Source organism: Streptomyces sp. NRRL F-5755, assembly GCF_001279365.1.
In the GTDB taxonomy this organism is placed as follows: Bacteria; Actinomycetota; Actinomycetes; order Streptomycetales; family Streptomycetaceae; genus Streptomyces; species Streptomyces rimosus.
In genome coordinates, this window is record NZ_LGCW01000126.1 from 57,791 (window position 1) to 72,605 (window position 14,815).

The following is a 14,815-nucleotide window of genomic DNA, read 5'->3' on the forward strand; positions in this document are numbered from 1 at the left end:
CGGCCCGGCCTAGCGTCATCCGTATGAAGATCCTCCTGATCGGCGCGACCGGGAAACTGGGCACCGCCGTACACAAGACGCTGGCCGGACGCGGCCACGAGATCATCACCGTCGGCCGCAGCGGCGGCGACCTCCGCCTGGACATCGGCGACCCGGCACAGGTCACCGAGGTCTACGACCGGGCCGCCGAGCGGATCGGGACGCTGGACGCGGTGGTCAGCGCGGCAGGGGACACGCCGTTCAAGCCGGTCGCCGAGATGACCGCCGAGGACTACGCGGCGGGCTTCCGCGGCAAGGTGCTCAGCCAGATCGAGCTGGTGCGCCAGGGCACCGCCCGGATCTCCGCACGCGGCTCCTTCACCCTGATCACCGGCGTCCTCGCCCGCGACCCGATCCCCACCGGCAGCGCGGCGGCGATGGCCAACGGTGCGGTGGAGTCGTTCGTACGGGCCGCCGCGATCGACATCGCGCCGCAGCGCGTCAACGCGGTGAGCCCGACCGTGGTCACCGAATCCCTCCCGGACTACGGCGCCTTCTTCCCCGGCATCGCGTCGGTGGGCCTGGACCAGGTGGCGGCGGCGTACGTCCGCTCGGTCGAGGGCGGGCAGACCGGGCAGGTCTACGAACTGGCGTGACGCCCGCGGGCGAGCGCCTTCTCGCGCCCCTTGTCCAGGACGGCGAGCAGGGCGAAGGCCGCCACGATGACGGTGGCCGAGGCGACGTAGTTCCAGGGGGCGTCGAGGTAGTTGACGGGCCGCATCGTGGTGCCGTGGTCGTCGCCGATGATCCGGTGGAGGATGGCCGCGGGCCCCTCCCAGAAGCCCACGGTGAACACCAGGATGGACAGCAGCCGGTACCAGGCTTCGTTCATGGTCGTCTCCCCGTTTTCCTGCCGGTGATTTCCGTCCGATGGATACGACCGTATCAATAACTCGCGGCTCTTGTCTTGACTCTGCCGCACACATCTGATATTCGTCACGCCCTGCGTGGCGCGATACGCTGTCCTTGTGCGTGACGAAAAGACGGACGGGTGCCGGGTCTGCGGTACGGGGCTGCCCGCGGCGGTCCGGGGGCGCCCGCCCGCGTACTGCTCGCGGAGCTGCCAGGCGAAGGCGTACCGGCGGCGCAGGAAGGCCCGTACGGCGGGCCGTCCTGAAGCGGGGGCCGCCGTACCCGGGCAGCAGCCCACGCCACTCGACTCCCCACCGGACGACGCGCGGGAACGGCGCCGTCGCCAGGTCGCCGAGGCCGTCTGGCGGATAGCGGCCGGGCGCGGTCTGGAAGCCGTGAGCATGCGCGAGGTCGCGGCGGAGGCAGGGGTGTCGCTGCGGGTGGTCCAGTACTACTTCGGCAGCAAGCACCGCCTGCTGGTCGAGGCGCTGCGGATGCTGCACGAGGAGAACGACCGGCGCGCCCGCGCGCGCATGAGCGGCCTGCACGAAGCCGGCGACCTGCGGACCGTCCTGCGCGCCGTGCTGATCGAATTCCTTCCGCTGGACGAGCAACGCGCCATGGCGCTCCGCGTGTTCACCGCGTACTTCGTGCGCAGCCTGGCCGACCCCGCGATGGCCGAGGTGTTCCTGCACGGCGAACAGGCCGTGGAATCCCTGGTCGCCGATCTGATCCGGGGGATCGGCGCGGTACGGCCCGGTGTCGACCCGGCGCGCGAGGCGGACCTGCTCGTGTCGGGCGTCACCGGGCTGGGGATGGACGTGCTGCACGGGCGCCGCACGATGGCCGACGTACAGGCCACGATCGACTACCACCTCGACCGGATCTTCTCCTGACCGGGCCCGGACCCGGCGTGGACGCTCAGGGGGCCGGGACGTTCACCAGGCTCCGGTGCGGCCGGTAGTGCGTCACCCCTGCGTGCCCGGGCACCGTGGGCGCCGCGGTATCCGCCGTCACGCCCTCGACGGCCGCAATGGCCGCGCGCAGCCGGGCCGCCGCGCCGCCGCCCGCGAACTCCCGCCAGGCGGCGGTGCCCGCCCACTCGGCGAAGTTCAGGACGCGGCCGCCGTCCTTGGAGAGGTGGAGATGTGCCCCGAGGAGTCCCGGTACGCGTTCCCGCTCCAGCGCGTCGATCACGAGGTCGGCCAGCGCGCGCTGGACCGCCGGGCCGGTGGTGGCGAATGTCGGGGTGACCAGTAGGCCGGGCTGCCGACCGGCGGTCCCCTCGGGTACGTAGCTGCGGTAGCGCGCGTACCGGGTCACTCCCGGCCGCCGTATTCCGGGAATCGACTCGTCGATACGGCTGATGGTGGCGGGCCGCCGGTGGCGTACCCATTCCCGGTGCGCGTCGTCGTCCGTCCACTGCGCGTAGTTCAGGACATGGCTGCCGTCGTCGCTCAGGAAGGTGCTGAGCGACAGCATCGCGTCGGGGCGCGGCTGCCCCTCCCAGGCGTCGAGCACGGAGTCGGCGGCGCGGCGCTGGAGGTCCGGCGACGGCACGATCCAGGGGCTGACGAGAACCGTACCGGCGTCCGGGCGCCGGATGTCGGGGTGTGCGTGTGTGCTGGTCATCGGGCTTTCTCGCTTCTCGGGCCGGGCTGTTGTCCGGAGAGCCTCCAACGTGAAGTGCGCTTGAGGTCAAGGACGGGGCAGCACGATCCACCGTGTCAACCATCATTGACACGACCCGTATGTCAACCTAAATTGACACCATGAGCGAAGCAACGAAGCTCGCCGAGCGGGCGGGCGACCAGGACCCCCGGATCGGCCTGCGGGCCGTCGCCGCGCTCCGCCGGCTGCTGGAGCAGCTGGAAGCCGTACAGGTGCGCAGCGCCCGCGTGAAGGGCTGGTCGTGGCAGGACATCGCCGCCGAGCTGGGAGTCAGCAGGCAGGCGGTCCACAAGAAGCACGGGAGGCGTTGATGTTCGAACGGTTCACGGCGAGCGCCCGGGACGTGGTGCGCGGCGCCCCCGCCTACGCGGTACGGCCGGGCCCCGGCACGGTCGGCGAGGGCGAGTTGCTGCTCGCCCTGCTGGACGGCCGGGGCTCCCCGGGCGCCGAGGCGCTCGCCGCCCTCGGCGTGCGCGAGCGCCGGGCGTCGGTGATGCGGTCGCTGGACGAGGCCCGGCGCCGGGGCGGCCTGACGGCCGCCGACGCGGAGGCGCTGGCCGGGCTCGGCATCGATGTGGCGGAGGTCGTCACGCGGGTGGAGCAGGCGCACGGCGCGGGCGCGCTCGCCACCGCCTCCGGCCGGCCCGCGCGACGCGGACGCTCACTGCGCAGCCCCTTCGGCGAGGAGGCCAAGTCCGTACTGGAACGGTCGCTGCGCGTCGCACTCGGCCGCGGCGACAAGCACATCGGCGACGAGCACCTGCTGCTCGCGCTGGTGGCCAAGCCGGGCCTCGCCGCGTCCGTACTGGCCGAGCACGGGGTCACCCACGCGGACGTCGTACGGGTGCTGGCGAAGCCGGCCGTGGCGGGATGAAGCACGCGAGGCGGCGCGGGGGCCCGTCCCGCGCGCCGGTCCGCTACGGATACGCGACCTTCACCGCTCCGATCCCCAACGTCCCGTGCCGCGGCAGCAGTCCGGCCTCCGAGATCGTGCCCAGCAGCGGGTGCAGCAGCTGGGCGAGGCGCTCAGCGCGGGAGCGGCCCAGGGCCCGCCAGGGGCCGGCGGCCAGCCGGTCCGTCATCCGCTCGACCTCGTCGCGGCCCTCACGGGCCCGGTCCGTGGGGCTGCCGTCCGGGGCGATCCAGCCGCGCGCGGCCAGCCGGTCGTGCGCGGCGCTCCACTCCTGCGAAGTCCAGCCGCGCCCCTTGAAGTCGGACTTCGGCGCGGCGCCGATCGCGGCGAACGACACCAGCGCCTCGCACGGTTCCAGATCATGGGTCAGCAGGGCCGCCAGATGGCCGTCGCCGCGGTGCTCGCGCAGCACCGTGATGGCGTGCCAGAGCGCCAGGTGCGGTGCGTCCGGCCAGGGCAGGTCGCGGTTGGCGGCGGCCAGCGGGCGGGCGGCCACGGAGGCGTTCTCGGCCGCCTGGCGGGCCAGCCGGGCGGCCTCGGCGAGCTGGCCGTCGGAAACCCGCCCGGATCTCAGCAGGCCGGTCAGTATGCGGTCCACCGCCTGCAGCCGTGCGTCCAGTATCTTGCCGGGCGCGGCCGTCGACCAGATCGCCGGCACATAGCGGGCGATCATCCGCGGGCTGAAGCTGTAGAACGTCGCGGCCACCAGCTCGGGCCCTGCGGCGCCGAGCGGCGCCGTGCGCCAGGCGAAGTAGCTGGGCCAGCGCGAGTCGGTGTCGAAGCCGAGGGCCGCCGCCTCCTCGAACGCCTCGGGTGCGAAGTAGAGAAGGGCATGGACGGGCTCCAGCTGGCGCCACATCCGGCGGGCCACCGCGGGGTATTCCGACATCGCGTACCTCTTGGCCTTCAAGATCCGTGTCGACAAGGAGAGTTGACTGTAAAGGCGGACACGGCCGTAGGTCCCCGAATTCTCGCGGCAGAACCCGTCGTCGGGCAAAAAGCCGTGCGAGGGTCTGAGTTCCCCGATTACGGCGGGTGAATCCAGACCCTCGCGAGCAACTGTGCGTAATCGCCGGGCAGTACGGCGACGGAGTCAGCGCGGCGGCTCCTGTCCGGCCGCATATGCCTCCGGGTCACGCAGCAACGCTCCGACGTGCACGGCGGTCGCGGACAGACGGCTGCGTACGTCCTTCAACTGCTCCGCCGTCACACCGTGATCGCGCGCGGCGTCCCGCAGATCGTCGCGGAAGCGGTCCAGCAGCCGGTCGAAGTCCCGCGCCGGGTCGCCGGAACCGGGCTCGGACGCCCACGCGGGCTCCGCGGGCACCCGGCCGGCGGCCTCCGCGCGCGCCGCGCCACGGCCGTCGCCGCCGGGCCGCGCCGCGGTGTCTTCCTTGGTGAGGCCCACGCCGCCGCCGTCCTCCGGTGCCTGCCCGGCGCCCCCGTCCGGCCGGTCCGCGCCCGCCGCCCCCTCCGGCCCGACCGTGAACCGGCCCACCTCGCGCGAGACCTCCGACAGCGCCTCGCGCAGGGCCCCGGCCCAGTCCCCGGTACGTACATGCTCCTGGGCCTGTTCCTGTACGCGCCTGATGGCCTCCTGGACCTCGTCGCGCACGAACGACCGCGCCTCCCGGGCCTGCTTGCGCGCCCGCTGCGCGTCCTGCTTGGCCCGCCGGCTCTCCTCCTTCGCCCGCCGCGCCTGCTCCTTCCACTCCTCCTTGGCGCGGCGGAACTCCTCCTTCGCCTGCCGCCAGGACTCCCGGTCGCCGTTCCGGCCGTCGAAGAAATCGGAGGCGTCCGGAAAACCGTGCTCCTCGCCACCGCGCCGACCCTGCCGGGCCTGTTTGGCGGCCTCCCGCATCTCGCGGCGCACGTCCCGCGCCGAGCCGCTCACGTCCTCCCGGATGTCGGACGCCAGCGCCGCGACCGACTCCCGGATCTCCATCTCCAGATCGGCCAGCTCACCACCCCGGTCCGCCAGTTCGGCGCGCCCCGCCGCGGTGATCGAATACACCTTGCGGCCGCCCTCGGTGGTATGGGACACCAGCCCCTCGGCCTCCAGCTTGGCCAGCCGCGGGTAGACCGTGCCGGCGGACGGCGCGTACAGGCCCTGGAAACGCTCCTCCAGCAGCCGGATGATCTCGTAGCCGTGCCGCGGCGCCTCGTCCAGCAGCTTGAGCAGATAGAGGCGGAGGCGGCCGTGGGCGAAGACGGGAGGCATGGTTCAGAGCACCTTCTTGTCGGCGGGGGAGTCCGTGGTGTCGGCGGGGCCGTCCCCGGACGGCGGGCGGCGCCGGTCGTCCGAGGACGGCGGGCGGCGCAGCAGCGCCAGGCCGCCGGAGAGCGTGGTGACCTTCAGCCGGCCGCTGCCCGAGCCGAGCCGGCCCGTGATCCGCTTGGCCCCCCACTGGCCGCTGACCCTCAGATCCTCGAAGGCGTTGGCGACCGTACCGCTGGTCGTGTTCGCGTCCACCTCGGCGTCGCCCGGCGCGGGCAGCCGGATGGCGACCTCGCCGGAGACCGTCGTCAGCTGGACGTCCGTACCCGTCGCCGCCGGATCGAGATCCAGGACCATGTCGCCGCTGACCGAATCCGCCTTCACGGTGGCGCCTGACCCCTCGATGAGGGTCAGGTCGCCGGAGACCGAGTTGAACCTCAGGTCGCCCGTGACGGCCTGGCCCTCCACCCGTCCCGAGACGGTCTCGGCCCGTACGGGGCCCGTCAGGCGGACGAGGGTGCTGTCGCCCGATACGCCGCGCAGCTCCGTACGCCCGTCGATCCCCGAGATCACCGCACTCGCCCCCACGGTGCCGATCGCGACGTTCGTCGCGGTGGGGACGGTGACCGAGACCACCGCGCTGCGGTGCCAGCCCTTGCGGTCGAGGAACTTCAGCCACCCCTTCCAGGGCAGGTCGTCGTACGTGACGGTGAGCGTGCCCGCCTCCTGCCGTACGGTCAGCGGCGGGCCGGAGAGCTCGCTGATCTCCACGCGGGGGCGGCCGCCGTCGGTCGTCCCGACGACGTTGACGGTGCCGCCGACGACGCGCACCTCCAGTGCGGTGAGCTCTTCCTCGATCTCCAGCGTGCGTGGTGCGGAGACCGACCACTCGGTCCGGGCTGACATGTCCTGGCCTCCCCTGGGGTTCGGTGACGCGAGCTATCGCGTATCCGCGTCTCACGATATATCGCATGGCGGGGCGGGCCAAGTGGTTCGCGGCTGCGCCGCGGGGTTGGGGGGTCCTGGACCGCGCTTCGCGCGGATACGCATTGGGTTTGTCGTGGGGCGGGGGTGCGCAGGGGGCCATCTCCTCGGCGCCTTGGAGCGGCCGTTATGTATGGACGCGACCGGGGCTTCGGTCGCCTGCGGGGAGTGTCCCCCTGCACACCCCCTCCCGTCGGTTTGGCGAGTGCGGGCCGGTGGGGGAGGGGGAAAAGAAACCTGGTGCGCGCCCCCCCCCATGAGGTGAAGCGCGCGTTGCGTAGGCGCAGGGCCCCGGGCGCCTCCGCGTCATGCGAAGGCGGCCGCGGGGTCTGTAAGGACCCCTGCCACGGCGGCGGGATTGCCGCGTACGGCGTGGGCTCGGGGACACGTAGGGGTCTCCCCGCAGGCGACCGAAGCCCCGGTTGCGTCCAAACTGTTCGGCCGCTCCAGGCAACGAGGAGAGACCCCTGCGGGGCCCCGAGCCCCCACCCACCGAACCCCAGGCGCCAAGGCGCACCCCCACCGGAGCAACCGCACCCCCACCGGGGCAACCGCACCCCCACCGGGGCAAGCATCACCCCGGTACCCCGTCACGCAAGCGTGACTACTCCTCCTCGTCGTCCAGCCGCGCCAGCCACGTCGCCAGGCGCTCTACCGGGACCTCGAAGTCGGGGTTGAGGTCCACGAACGTGCGCAGCTGGTCGGCCAGCCAGGCCAGGGTGACCTCTTCCTCGCCGCGTCGGCTCTCCAGCTCCTCGATACCGCGATCCGTGAAATACACCGTGTTCTCCACCTGGTTTCCGTGACGTTCCGGGCCAGGATAGGCAGGCGCCGCGACCCCTCGCGTCACTCGCACCCTGGGGATAACCTGATCACCTGTCAACGGCCCTGGGGCAGTGCGACATTGCCGCTCAGGGGGAGCAGGAGGCCGTGATGCGCGATCGCGCACATCTCATCGAGCTGCCCGACGGGACCCAGGTCTGGGCCCGCGTCTCCCGGCTGGACATAACGGGCGATCCGGACGAAGAGTACGACGACGTAGGCGTCTGGGACGCCCTCGGCGCACGCGTGGAGGGGCTGCGCGAGCTGGTCGGCGGGGTCGCGGCCAGTCTGCGGGCGGCCACCGAGCGGGTGGCTCCGGACGAGACCAGCGTCAGCTTCGGCGTGGAGGTGGCGGCCAAGCCGGGCCGCGCCGTGGCGCTGCTCGCGGACGGTGAGGCCAAGGCGAACCTGTCGGTGACGCTCACCTGGCGGCGCGGGGAGCGGGAAGCGGCGGCGGTGGATCAGGGCCGGAGCGACGGCCGAGGGCCGGACGATTCGGGCGCGTGATGGCGGCCTCGGAAGGCGGTCACGGGTCGGCGCGCTCCGAGCGCGCCGACCGCGAGAAGTACGCGCATCTCCTCGGCCACGCGGGCCGCGCCACCGTCGCCGTACGCCCGGCGCCCGGCGTGGACCCGGCCCCGCTGTGGGGCAGCGGCGTGTTCGTGGCGCCCGGGTGGGTGCTGACCTGCGCGCATGTGCTGGTCAGCGGTGACGGACGGCGCCGCCCGACCGGGCCGGGCGGGGAGGTCGGTGTCGCGTTCGGCGGCCGGGTGGCCGCCGCGCGTCTGGAGTACGACCTGAGCCGCCCGGCGCCCGAGTACCCGGCCGGCCACGGCCCCCGTACCGACCTGGCCCTGCTGCGGCTGCTCGACCCGGATGTCGCGCACCCGTGCGCCTGGCTCAGTGATCAGCCGGCGGCGCTTCTGGAGGACGCGTTCATCTTCCGGGGGCATGACCGGCCCGAGGCCGGTACGGGCGCCGGTTCCGGGGCCGGCGCGGGCGACGCCGGTGCTTGCGCCGCTCCGGCCCACACGGTCGCACCCTTGGACGTCGACCCCTTCATCGCCGTCCGCTTCGGCGCCCGCGACGCCCGCGGGCTCCAGTTCGGCAGCGATGTGCGCGTCACCCCGGGCGCGTCCGGCGGGCCGCTGCTGGACTGTGACCGCGGGGAGGTCGTCGGCATCGTCAAGGGGAGCCACCGCGAGGACCGGGTCGGGCTGGCGGTGCCGGTGACCGAGTTGCGGCGGCTGGCCCCGTACCACCTCGTACCGGGGGCCACGGGGCTCGGCGACGACCCGTACCACACGCTGATGAGCCTGCACGACCGCTGGCACTGGGCGGGGCAGGACCTCGGCGGGTCGGGCGAGCCGACCTGGTTCGACGCGCAGCACGCGATCATGTCGGGGCGCGGCCGGCTGTGGGGCGTGCAGGAGCGGCTGCAGGCGCTCGATCTGCTGGCGTCGCTGCCCGCGCCCCGCGACCCGCTGGTGGTGGCGGGCGCGGTCGCCGAGGCGCTGGGCCGTGCGGACCCTTCGGGCCGTACGGGGCGGGCCGGGCCGTGGACACTGCGGACGTGGCGGGACGGGCACGGCGCGCTCTACCAGGGCAGCGACCCGTACACGGAGCTGTGCGCCTTCGTGCACTATCTGCGCATCGTCGCGCAGCGCACCGCCGACGAGGCGCGCGGCGTGCCCGGTGACGAGGGGGCCGCGATGCGTGCGGCGGCCGAGCGGCTGGCGCTGTTCGTGGCGGCCAAGGCGGTCGTCCTGCTGCCCCGGGACCGGGAGCGGATCGGCCCGGTGCGGCGCCGCCCGGACTCGGTCCTGGTGGAGTTCGAGCCGCTGTTCTACGACGATGGGGGCGGGCGGCAGCTGTTCAACTGGTCGGTGAGCGAGGGGTACGGCCAGGGGCAGTGGCAGCGCGTCGAGGTCCAGGAGTCGCGGGGCGGCATGACCTTCGAGGAGGCGCGCGGCCAGGTCCTGCGGCGGCTGGGGCCGCGTCTGCTGCGTGCGGACGACGCGGCGGGCGGCGTCCGGGTGCGCCTGGAGGTGGCGGTTCCGGAGGAGCACTGGCACACCGCTGCGGACCGCTGGCAGGTGCCCGCCTCCACCCGCCGTACGGCGCGGCTGCGCCCGCTGGGCCCGGCGCGCGCGGTGGTGCTGCGCGACCAGGGGCGCCGCCAGGAGGACCGGGAGGAGGTGGATCCCGCCTGGCTGCGGCGCTGGCAGGGCCTGGTCGGAGCGGGGCGGTTGACGGCGCTGCGGGTGCCGGCCGGTCCGCGGGCGTCGGTTTCGGGGCTGTCGCGGCTGCTGGAGGAGGCGGACGACGGTGCGGTCCCGGCGCTGTGCCGGTCGGTGGCGGACGGCACCGGGCTGGAAGCCGTCGGCTGGGCGCTGGACGCCGGCCACCCGGTGGCACTGTGGCCGGCCGGGGGGCACGACGAGCGGGACTGCGACCGGGTGTGTGACGAGTTCCACCGGGAGGTGCGGCAGCTGCTCGGGGCGCCGAAGTCGGTGGCCGAGCTTCCCGAACTGGTGCGTGAGCTGCGCGCCAAGGCCGCGGAGGGCGGCGCCTCCTGGGCCCGCGATCTCGTGCTGCTCTACGACGATCCGGGCAACCCGATCCCCCAACTCTTCTCCCAGGGCACGCAATTGTCGCCCCAATGACGGCACCCGAGACCGGAAAACGCCCCGTGTCCTTCCGTCCGGCTGGCTACTGTCCTAGCGTCGTGAGAGATTGCCAGGGGGACGGGTCCGGGGAGGGCGGGAAGCGGTGCCGACGCTTGCCGGATGCTCCGCCGCGGCCCCGCGCCCCTGCCCGATGGCCGGCCGGCGACGAGGAGTTCCGACGTGAGCGACTGGCTCATCTACCGTGGCGCGGGGGCTCCGCACGACGGCATCGAGCAGTTACCGCCACCCCCTCCGTGGCGCGATTTCGACGGCGGCCCGCTCGTGGCGCCGCCCGCGGCCCTCGACCACGCCTCCGAGCGCCGGCTCGGCGTGCAGCGCCGCGAGGCCAGCTACCACCGGCCGGGCGAGACCGAGCGCGAGCTGGTCAACGCGGCGCTCTACCTGCGCCGTCCCCTGCTGGTGACGGGCGCCCCGGGCAGCGGCAAGTCCACCCTCGCGCACTCGGTCGCCTACGAACTGGGCCTCGGCCGGGTGCTGAACTGGTCCATCGTCAGCCGCAGTTCGCTGCGTGACGGGCTCTACGAGTACGACGCCATCGGCCGCCTCCAGGACCTCCAGATCGCCCGCGCGGCCCGGCCGCAGTCGACGCCGGGGCCGGCGGAGGGGCGGCCGGGCCCGCAGGACGAGCCGGGCGGCGGCATCGGCCGCTACATCCGTCTCGGCCCGCTCGGCACGGCCCTGCTGCCCGCCGCGAAGCCGCGTGTCCTGCTCGTCGACGAGCTGGACAAGAGCGACATCGACCTGCCGAACGACCTGCTCAACGTGCTGGAGGAAGGGGAGTTCCGGATTCCGGAGCTGGAGCGGCTGGCCGGATCGGCCCCCGAGGTGCCGGTGCTCAGCGACGACGGCGTACGGGTCACCGTGCGGGACGGCCGGGTGCGCTGCCGCGCCTTCCCGTTCATCGTGCTGACCAGCAACGGCGAGCGGGACTTTCCCGCGCCGCTGCTGCGCCGCTGTATCCACCTGAACATCCCCACACCCGACAAGGAGCGGCTCGCGGACATGGTGCGGGCGCACTTCGGCGAGAGCGCCGCGGCCGAGCACGAGTCCGTCATCGACCGCTTCCTGGACCGCGAGCCCGGCGACGTACGGGCCGTGGACCAGCTGCTGAACGCGATCCACCTGACGCGGCAGGCCGGCTGGGCGGACGAGGACGAGGAGGAGACGCGGCGGCGCCTGACGGCCGAGCTGCTGCGGCCCCTGGATCGGACCAGGTGACCCGCGGTGCCGGCCGGCGGACCGGGCCACGGCCCCCTCGGTGAGATCGTCGCGCGGCTGCGCGCGGCCGGCCTGCCCGCGGACGCCCGCGCTCTGGCGGACGCCCTGTGGCTGGCCCGGTGGATCACTCCGGGGGCGGCCGGCGGCGAGGTGACGCCTGCCGAGGAGACGGTTCCGCCCGTCGTACAGGGTCCAAAACCGGCCACTTTCTCTGTGGATTCCCGTGGCCGGGAGTCCGCCCGCGACACGCCGTCCGCCACGGAGCCCGCCGCCCGGGACCGCCCCCGGCGCACGGAAGTGGACCTGCTGCCCGCCCAGGACGACCGCGCCTTCGCCCCCGACCACGGCCGCCTCGGCGAGGTCGGCATCCCCGTGGCCTCCGCCTTCCCGGGCCTGCTGCCGCTGCAGCGCGCCCTGCGGCCGATCCAGCGCTATCACCCGCCAGTCGCCCCGGTCCGCCGGGAACTGGACGAGGCCGCCACCGCCGACCTCTCCGCACACGCCGAGATGATCATCCCGGTGCTGCGCGGCGTCCGCCGCCGCGCGGCCAGCCTGCGCCTGCTCATGGACGGCTCGTCCTCCATGGCCGTGTGGGAGCAGATGCTGCACGACCTGCGGCAGGTCTGCGAGCGGGTCGGCGCCTTCCGCGACGTGACGGTGCACTACCTCCACCCGTACGGCGACGAGGTCGGCGTCGCCGCGGGCCCCGGCCGGGACGCGCCGCTGCGCCCCGCCGACCAGCTGCACGACCCCACCGGCCACCACGTCACCCTCGTCGTGAGCGACTGCGCGGGCCCGCTGTGGCGCGACGGGCGCATCCAGCGCCTGCTGTACCGCTGGGTGGCCGACGCGCCGCTCGCCGTCGTACAGCCGCTGCCGCAGCGGATGTGGGCGCGCACCCTGCTGCCCGCCGTCGCGGGCACGCTCGTACGGCAGCAGGGCCCGTACCGCGCCCTGGACTTCCGCCCCGCCCGGCGCCGCCGCCGTACCCCCGCCACGGCCGGGCAGGCCCAGGGCGGCACCCGCGAGCGCGCCGTACCGGTCCTGTCGGCCGCGCCCGCGGCCCTCGGCAGCTGGGCCCGGCTGGCCGCGGCCGAATCCGGCCTGTCGCTGCGCGGCGCCGCCGCCGTCGTCCGCTGCGACCACGGCCTGGGCACGGATGTCGCCCGCACCGCCGAGCGCCCCGAACCGGCCCGGCTGGTGCGCGAGTTCGAGCAGACCGCCTCGCCCGACGCCCGCCATCTGGCCGTCCACCTGTCGGCCGTACCGCTCGCGCTGCCCGTCATCCAGCTCGTGCAGCGCGCGATGCTGCCCCAGACCGGCCCCGCCGAGCTGGCGGAGGTGCTGCTCAGCGGCCTGATAGAGCAGCTTCCCGACCCCGCGGGCCCGCCGGGGGGCGAGGGCCCGGCCGGCGGCCCCTGGTACGAATTCGTGCCCGGCGTACGGGACGAGCTGCTGAGCCGCCTGAGCGCCGGCGAGGCCGCCCTCGTCCTCAAGCACTGCTCCCTCTACATCGAGCGCACGTTCGGCCGCAGCGCCCGGAACTTCCCCGCGGTCGCGGTCGCCATGCTCTCCGGCAGCGGCCGGGAGCCGACGACCGGGCAGCGCGCCGTGCCCGAGCCGTTCGCGCGGATCTCCGAGCGGGTGCTGCGCCGGTTCGAACCGGCCCTGCGGACGCCCGCACAGCTGTCGTACGCGCCCGACGGGCCCGCCGCCGAGGGCGCCGCGCTGCTGGCGCGCTACGAACAGGAGGGCACGGTACGGGACTTGATCGAAGCCGTGCGGCTGCTGCGCGCGGCGGCGCAGAGCCTGCCCGCCGCGGGCACCGACCTCGCCCGCGCGCTGCTGCACGGCTGGGCGAAGTGGCGGCAGCCGGACGCGCTGGAGGAGGCGGAACGGGCGGTACGGGCCGCCGCCGAGGCCGTCGGCGGCGATCCGGCGCAGCCGCCGGACGGGGACGGCGAGGCGCGCGTCAGGGCGCTGATCGTGCTCGCCCGGGTGCGCTACGCCGCCGCGCAGGAACGCGGCGCCGCGGGGTACCCGGACGGTGAACGGAGCGCGCTGGAGGAGGCCGCGCGCCACCTGGACACCGCCTGCGGGCTGATGAGCCTGCTGGATCCCCGCGTATTGGAGAGCATGGTGCTGCGTACCGAAGTGCTGCGGCGGCTGGCCGCGCTGCCCTCGGCCGCCACGGCCGCCACGGCCGCCACGGCCGCCACGGCCGTCACCGGCCGCGCCGCCGACCCCCTCGACGAGGCCGAACAGGCCCTGACCACCCTCCTGGAACAGTGGCCCAGCGGCGAGCAGGTGCCCGGCGAGATCTACGCCGCGCGCGGCGGCGTCCTGCTGGACCAGGCGCGCCGCGCCGCCGTGCACGAGGAGGCCGCCGAGACGTACGCCGGGGCGCTCGCCCTGCGCGCCACCGCCGACCTGGACGCCGCCACGACCCTGCTGCGCCGCCGGGGCGGCTCCGCCGACCGCGAGGTCTGCGAGACGCTGCTGGAGCTGGCCCAGGCCCGCTCGCTGCTCGGCGGCGGCACCGGCCCGGACGCCGTGCTCCCGGTCCTGGAGCGGGCCCGCGCGCTCGCCCGCGAACTGCGCGACCCGGCCCTGGAGGCGGAGAGCCTGAGCCGTACGGCCGAGGCGTACAGCGCCCTGCACGCCCGCACCGCCGACCCCGAGGCGCTGGACGCGGCGATCGAGGCGCTGGCCGCCGCGCTGCGCCTGACCGCCCCCGACTCGCCCGAACACAGCTCCCTGCTCGCCCGGCGCGGCGCTGCGCTGCTGCTGCGCGCCCGCCTGGAGCCCCCCGGCGACCAGGCCAAGCGACTGGCGAACGAGGCGGTGCACGTGCTGCGCGAGGCGCTCGGCCGGGTCGCCCCGCACGACCCCGAACTGGGCTCCCACCGCCTGCTGTTCGGCCGCGCCCTGCGCCTGCGCCACGACCGCCAGCCCTCGCTGGCCGATCTGCACGAGGCGGACTGGGTGCTGGAGCTGGCCGCGCGCAGTTCGGCCGATCCGGTGGTCAGCGCGGAGGCGTGGCTGGAGGTCGGCGACGTCCAGCTCGTACTGGACCGCCGCTTCGACTCCCGGGAGCGGCACGACCGTGCCGCCGCGTCCTACCGCCGGGCCGCCGCGGCGGCCGAACGGGCCGGCAGCCCCCTGCTGGCGGCGCGCGCCCACCACCGGCGGGCCGGCGTCCTGGAGGACACGGCGGGGCCGCAGGCGGCGCTGCCCGCGTACCGGGAGAGCTGGGAGCAGTGGCAGCGCGCGTCCGAGGAGAACGGCCCGGAGGCCCGGCGTACGAGGGAGCGGATGCGCGCCCTGGAACCGTCCGAATGACCGTCCGACCCGGCCGGGCCGGGCGTTTGCGCGCACGGGCGCGCGGGAACACCCCGTCCACCCGGC

14 protein-coding genes are annotated in these 14,815 nt (G+C 74.7%); 8 read left to right on the top strand and 6 right to left on the bottom strand.

Annotated elements, in window-relative coordinates; genetic code table 11:
• Positions 1–23 precede the first annotated feature (23 nt).
• A complete protein-coding gene (locus ADK86_RS14700; RefSeq protein WP_030375323.1) occupies positions 24–635 on the top strand; it encodes a short chain dehydrogenase in 612 nt (203 codons plus the stop codon).
• On the opposite strand, the gene ADK86_RS14705 is transcribed toward ADK86_RS14700, so the two are convergent.
• Positions 620–871, bottom strand: a complete 252-nt coding sequence (locus tag ADK86_RS14705) for a hypothetical protein (RefSeq protein ID WP_053696999.1) — start codon at positions 869–871, stop codon at positions 620–622. The genes ADK86_RS14700 and ADK86_RS14705 overlap by 16 nt on opposite strands.
• Positions 872–1,007: 136 nt before the next feature.
• Between ADK86_RS14705 and ADK86_RS14710 the strand changes: the two genes are divergently transcribed.
• On the top strand, positions 1,008–1,787 hold the full coding sequence (locus ADK86_RS14710) for a TetR/AcrR family transcriptional regulator (RefSeq protein WP_199834404.1): 780 nt from the start codon (positions 1,008–1,010) through the stop codon (positions 1,785–1,787).
• Positions 1,788–1,812: 25 nt separating this feature from the next.
• Here the strand turns inward: ADK86_RS14710 and ADK86_RS14715 are convergent, their stop codons facing one another.
• Positions 1,813–2,523, bottom strand: coding sequence for an antibiotic biosynthesis monooxygenase (locus tag ADK86_RS14715; RefSeq protein WP_053697000.1), 711 nt, complete (start codon positions 2,521–2,523; stop codon positions 1,813–1,815).
• A 140-nt stretch (positions 2,524–2,663) separates the two neighbouring features.
• On the opposite strand from ADK86_RS14715, the gene ADK86_RS14720 reads away from it, so the two are divergent.
• Positions 2,664–2,873, top strand: coding sequence for a hypothetical protein (locus ADK86_RS14720; protein WP_030599833.1), 210 nt, complete (start codon positions 2,664–2,666; stop codon positions 2,871–2,873).
• Positions 2,873–3,436, top strand: a complete 564-nt coding sequence (locus ADK86_RS14725; protein ID WP_053697001.1) for a Clp protease N-terminal domain-containing protein — start codon at positions 2,873–2,875, stop codon at positions 3,434–3,436. Before ADK86_RS14720 ends, ADK86_RS14725 begins: the two co-directional genes overlap by 1 nt.
• Positions 3,437–3,479: 43 nt before the next feature.
• On the opposite strand, the gene ADK86_RS14730 is transcribed toward ADK86_RS14725, so the two are convergent.
• The 4 genes from ADK86_RS14730 to ADK86_RS14745 all read right to left on the bottom strand — a co-directional run bounded on the left by ADK86_RS14730 (position 3,480) and on the right by ADK86_RS14745 (position 7,458).
• Complete coding sequence (locus ADK86_RS14730) at positions 3,480–4,364, bottom strand: SCO6745 family protein (protein WP_053697002.1); 885 nt, start codon at positions 4,362–4,364, stop codon at positions 3,480–3,482.
• 204 nt (positions 4,365–4,568) lie between these two features.
• A complete protein-coding gene (locus ADK86_RS14735) occupies positions 4,569–5,696 on the bottom strand; it encodes a PadR family transcriptional regulator (protein ID WP_053697003.1) in 1,128 nt (375 codons plus the stop codon).
• A 3-nt stretch (positions 5,697–5,699) separates the two neighbouring features.
• Positions 5,700–6,599, bottom strand: coding sequence for a DUF4097 family beta strand repeat-containing protein (locus ADK86_RS14740; protein WP_053697004.1), 900 nt, complete (start codon positions 6,597–6,599; stop codon positions 5,700–5,702).
• Positions 6,600–7,281: 682 nt separating this feature from the next.
• Positions 7,282–7,458 carry a DUF6104 family protein gene (locus ADK86_RS14745; protein ID WP_003986911.1) on the bottom strand — a complete coding sequence of 59 codons (177 nt, stop codon included), beginning with the start codon at positions 7,456–7,458 and terminating at the stop codon, positions 7,282–7,284.
• Positions 7,459–7,610: 152 nt separating this feature from the next.
• Here ADK86_RS14745 and ADK86_RS14750 point away from each other — a divergent pair, with 152 nt between their 5' ends.
• The 4 genes from ADK86_RS14750 to ADK86_RS14765 all read left to right on the top strand — a co-directional run bounded on the left by ADK86_RS14750 (position 7,611) and on the right by ADK86_RS14765 (position 14,749).
• On the top strand, positions 7,611–8,006 hold the full coding sequence (locus tag ADK86_RS14750; RefSeq protein WP_003986912.1) for a CU044_2847 family protein: 396 nt from the start codon (positions 7,611–7,613) through the stop codon (positions 8,004–8,006).
• Positions 8,006–10,165 carry a trypsin-like peptidase domain-containing protein gene (locus tag ADK86_RS14755; protein ID WP_053697005.1) on the top strand — a complete coding sequence of 720 codons (2,160 nt, stop codon included), beginning with the start codon at positions 8,006–8,008 and terminating at the stop codon, positions 10,163–10,165. The genes ADK86_RS14750 and ADK86_RS14755 overlap by 1 nt, the downstream gene beginning before the upstream one ends.
• Positions 10,166–10,348: 183 nt before the next feature.
• Positions 10,349–11,407, top strand: coding sequence for an AAA family ATPase (locus ADK86_RS14760; protein WP_053697006.1), 1,059 nt, complete (start codon positions 10,349–10,351; stop codon positions 11,405–11,407).
• 6 nt (positions 11,408–11,413) lie between these two features.
• Entirely contained in the window at positions 11,414–14,749 is a 3,336-nt protein-coding gene (locus ADK86_RS14765) for an SAV_2336 N-terminal domain-related protein (RefSeq protein ID WP_053697007.1), read from the top strand.
• Positions 14,750–14,815: the final 66 nt, after the last annotated feature.

Bases quoted from the DNA above. Each gene is read 5' to 3' on its own strand.
- ADK86_RS14700 (WP_030375323.1), top strand. From the start codon at position 24: ATGAAGATCCTCCTGATCGGCGCGACCGGGAAACTGGGCACCGCCGTA.
- ADK86_RS14705 (WP_053696999.1), bottom strand. From the start codon at position 871: ATGAACGAAGCCTGGTACCGGCTGCTGTCCATCCTGGTGTTCACCGTG.
- ADK86_RS14715 (WP_053697000.1), bottom strand. From the start codon at position 2,523: ATGACCAGCACACACGCACACCCCGACATCCGGCGCCCGGACGCCGGT.
- ADK86_RS14720 (WP_030599833.1), top strand. From the start codon at position 2,664: ATGAGCGAAGCAACGAAGCTCGCCGAGCGGGCGGGCGACCAGGACCCC.
- ADK86_RS14725 (WP_053697001.1), top strand. From the start codon at position 2,873: ATGTTCGAACGGTTCACGGCGAGCGCCCGGGACGTGGTGCGCGGCGCC.
- ADK86_RS14730 (WP_053697002.1), bottom strand. From the start codon at position 4,364: ATGTCGGAATACCCCGCGGTGGCCCGCCGGATGTGGCGCCAGCTGGAG.
- ADK86_RS14735 (WP_053697003.1), bottom strand. From the start codon at position 5,696: ATGCCTCCCGTCTTCGCCCACGGCCGCCTCCGCCTCTATCTGCTCAAG.
- ADK86_RS14740 (WP_053697004.1), bottom strand. From the start codon at position 6,599: ATGTCAGCCCGGACCGAGTGGTCGGTCTCCGCACCACGCACGCTGGAG.
- ADK86_RS14750 (WP_003986912.1), top strand. From the start codon at position 7,611: ATGCGCGATCGCGCACATCTCATCGAGCTGCCCGACGGGACCCAGGTC.
- ADK86_RS14755 (WP_053697005.1), top strand. From the start codon at position 8,006: ATGGCGGCCTCGGAAGGCGGTCACGGGTCGGCGCGCTCCGAGCGCGCC.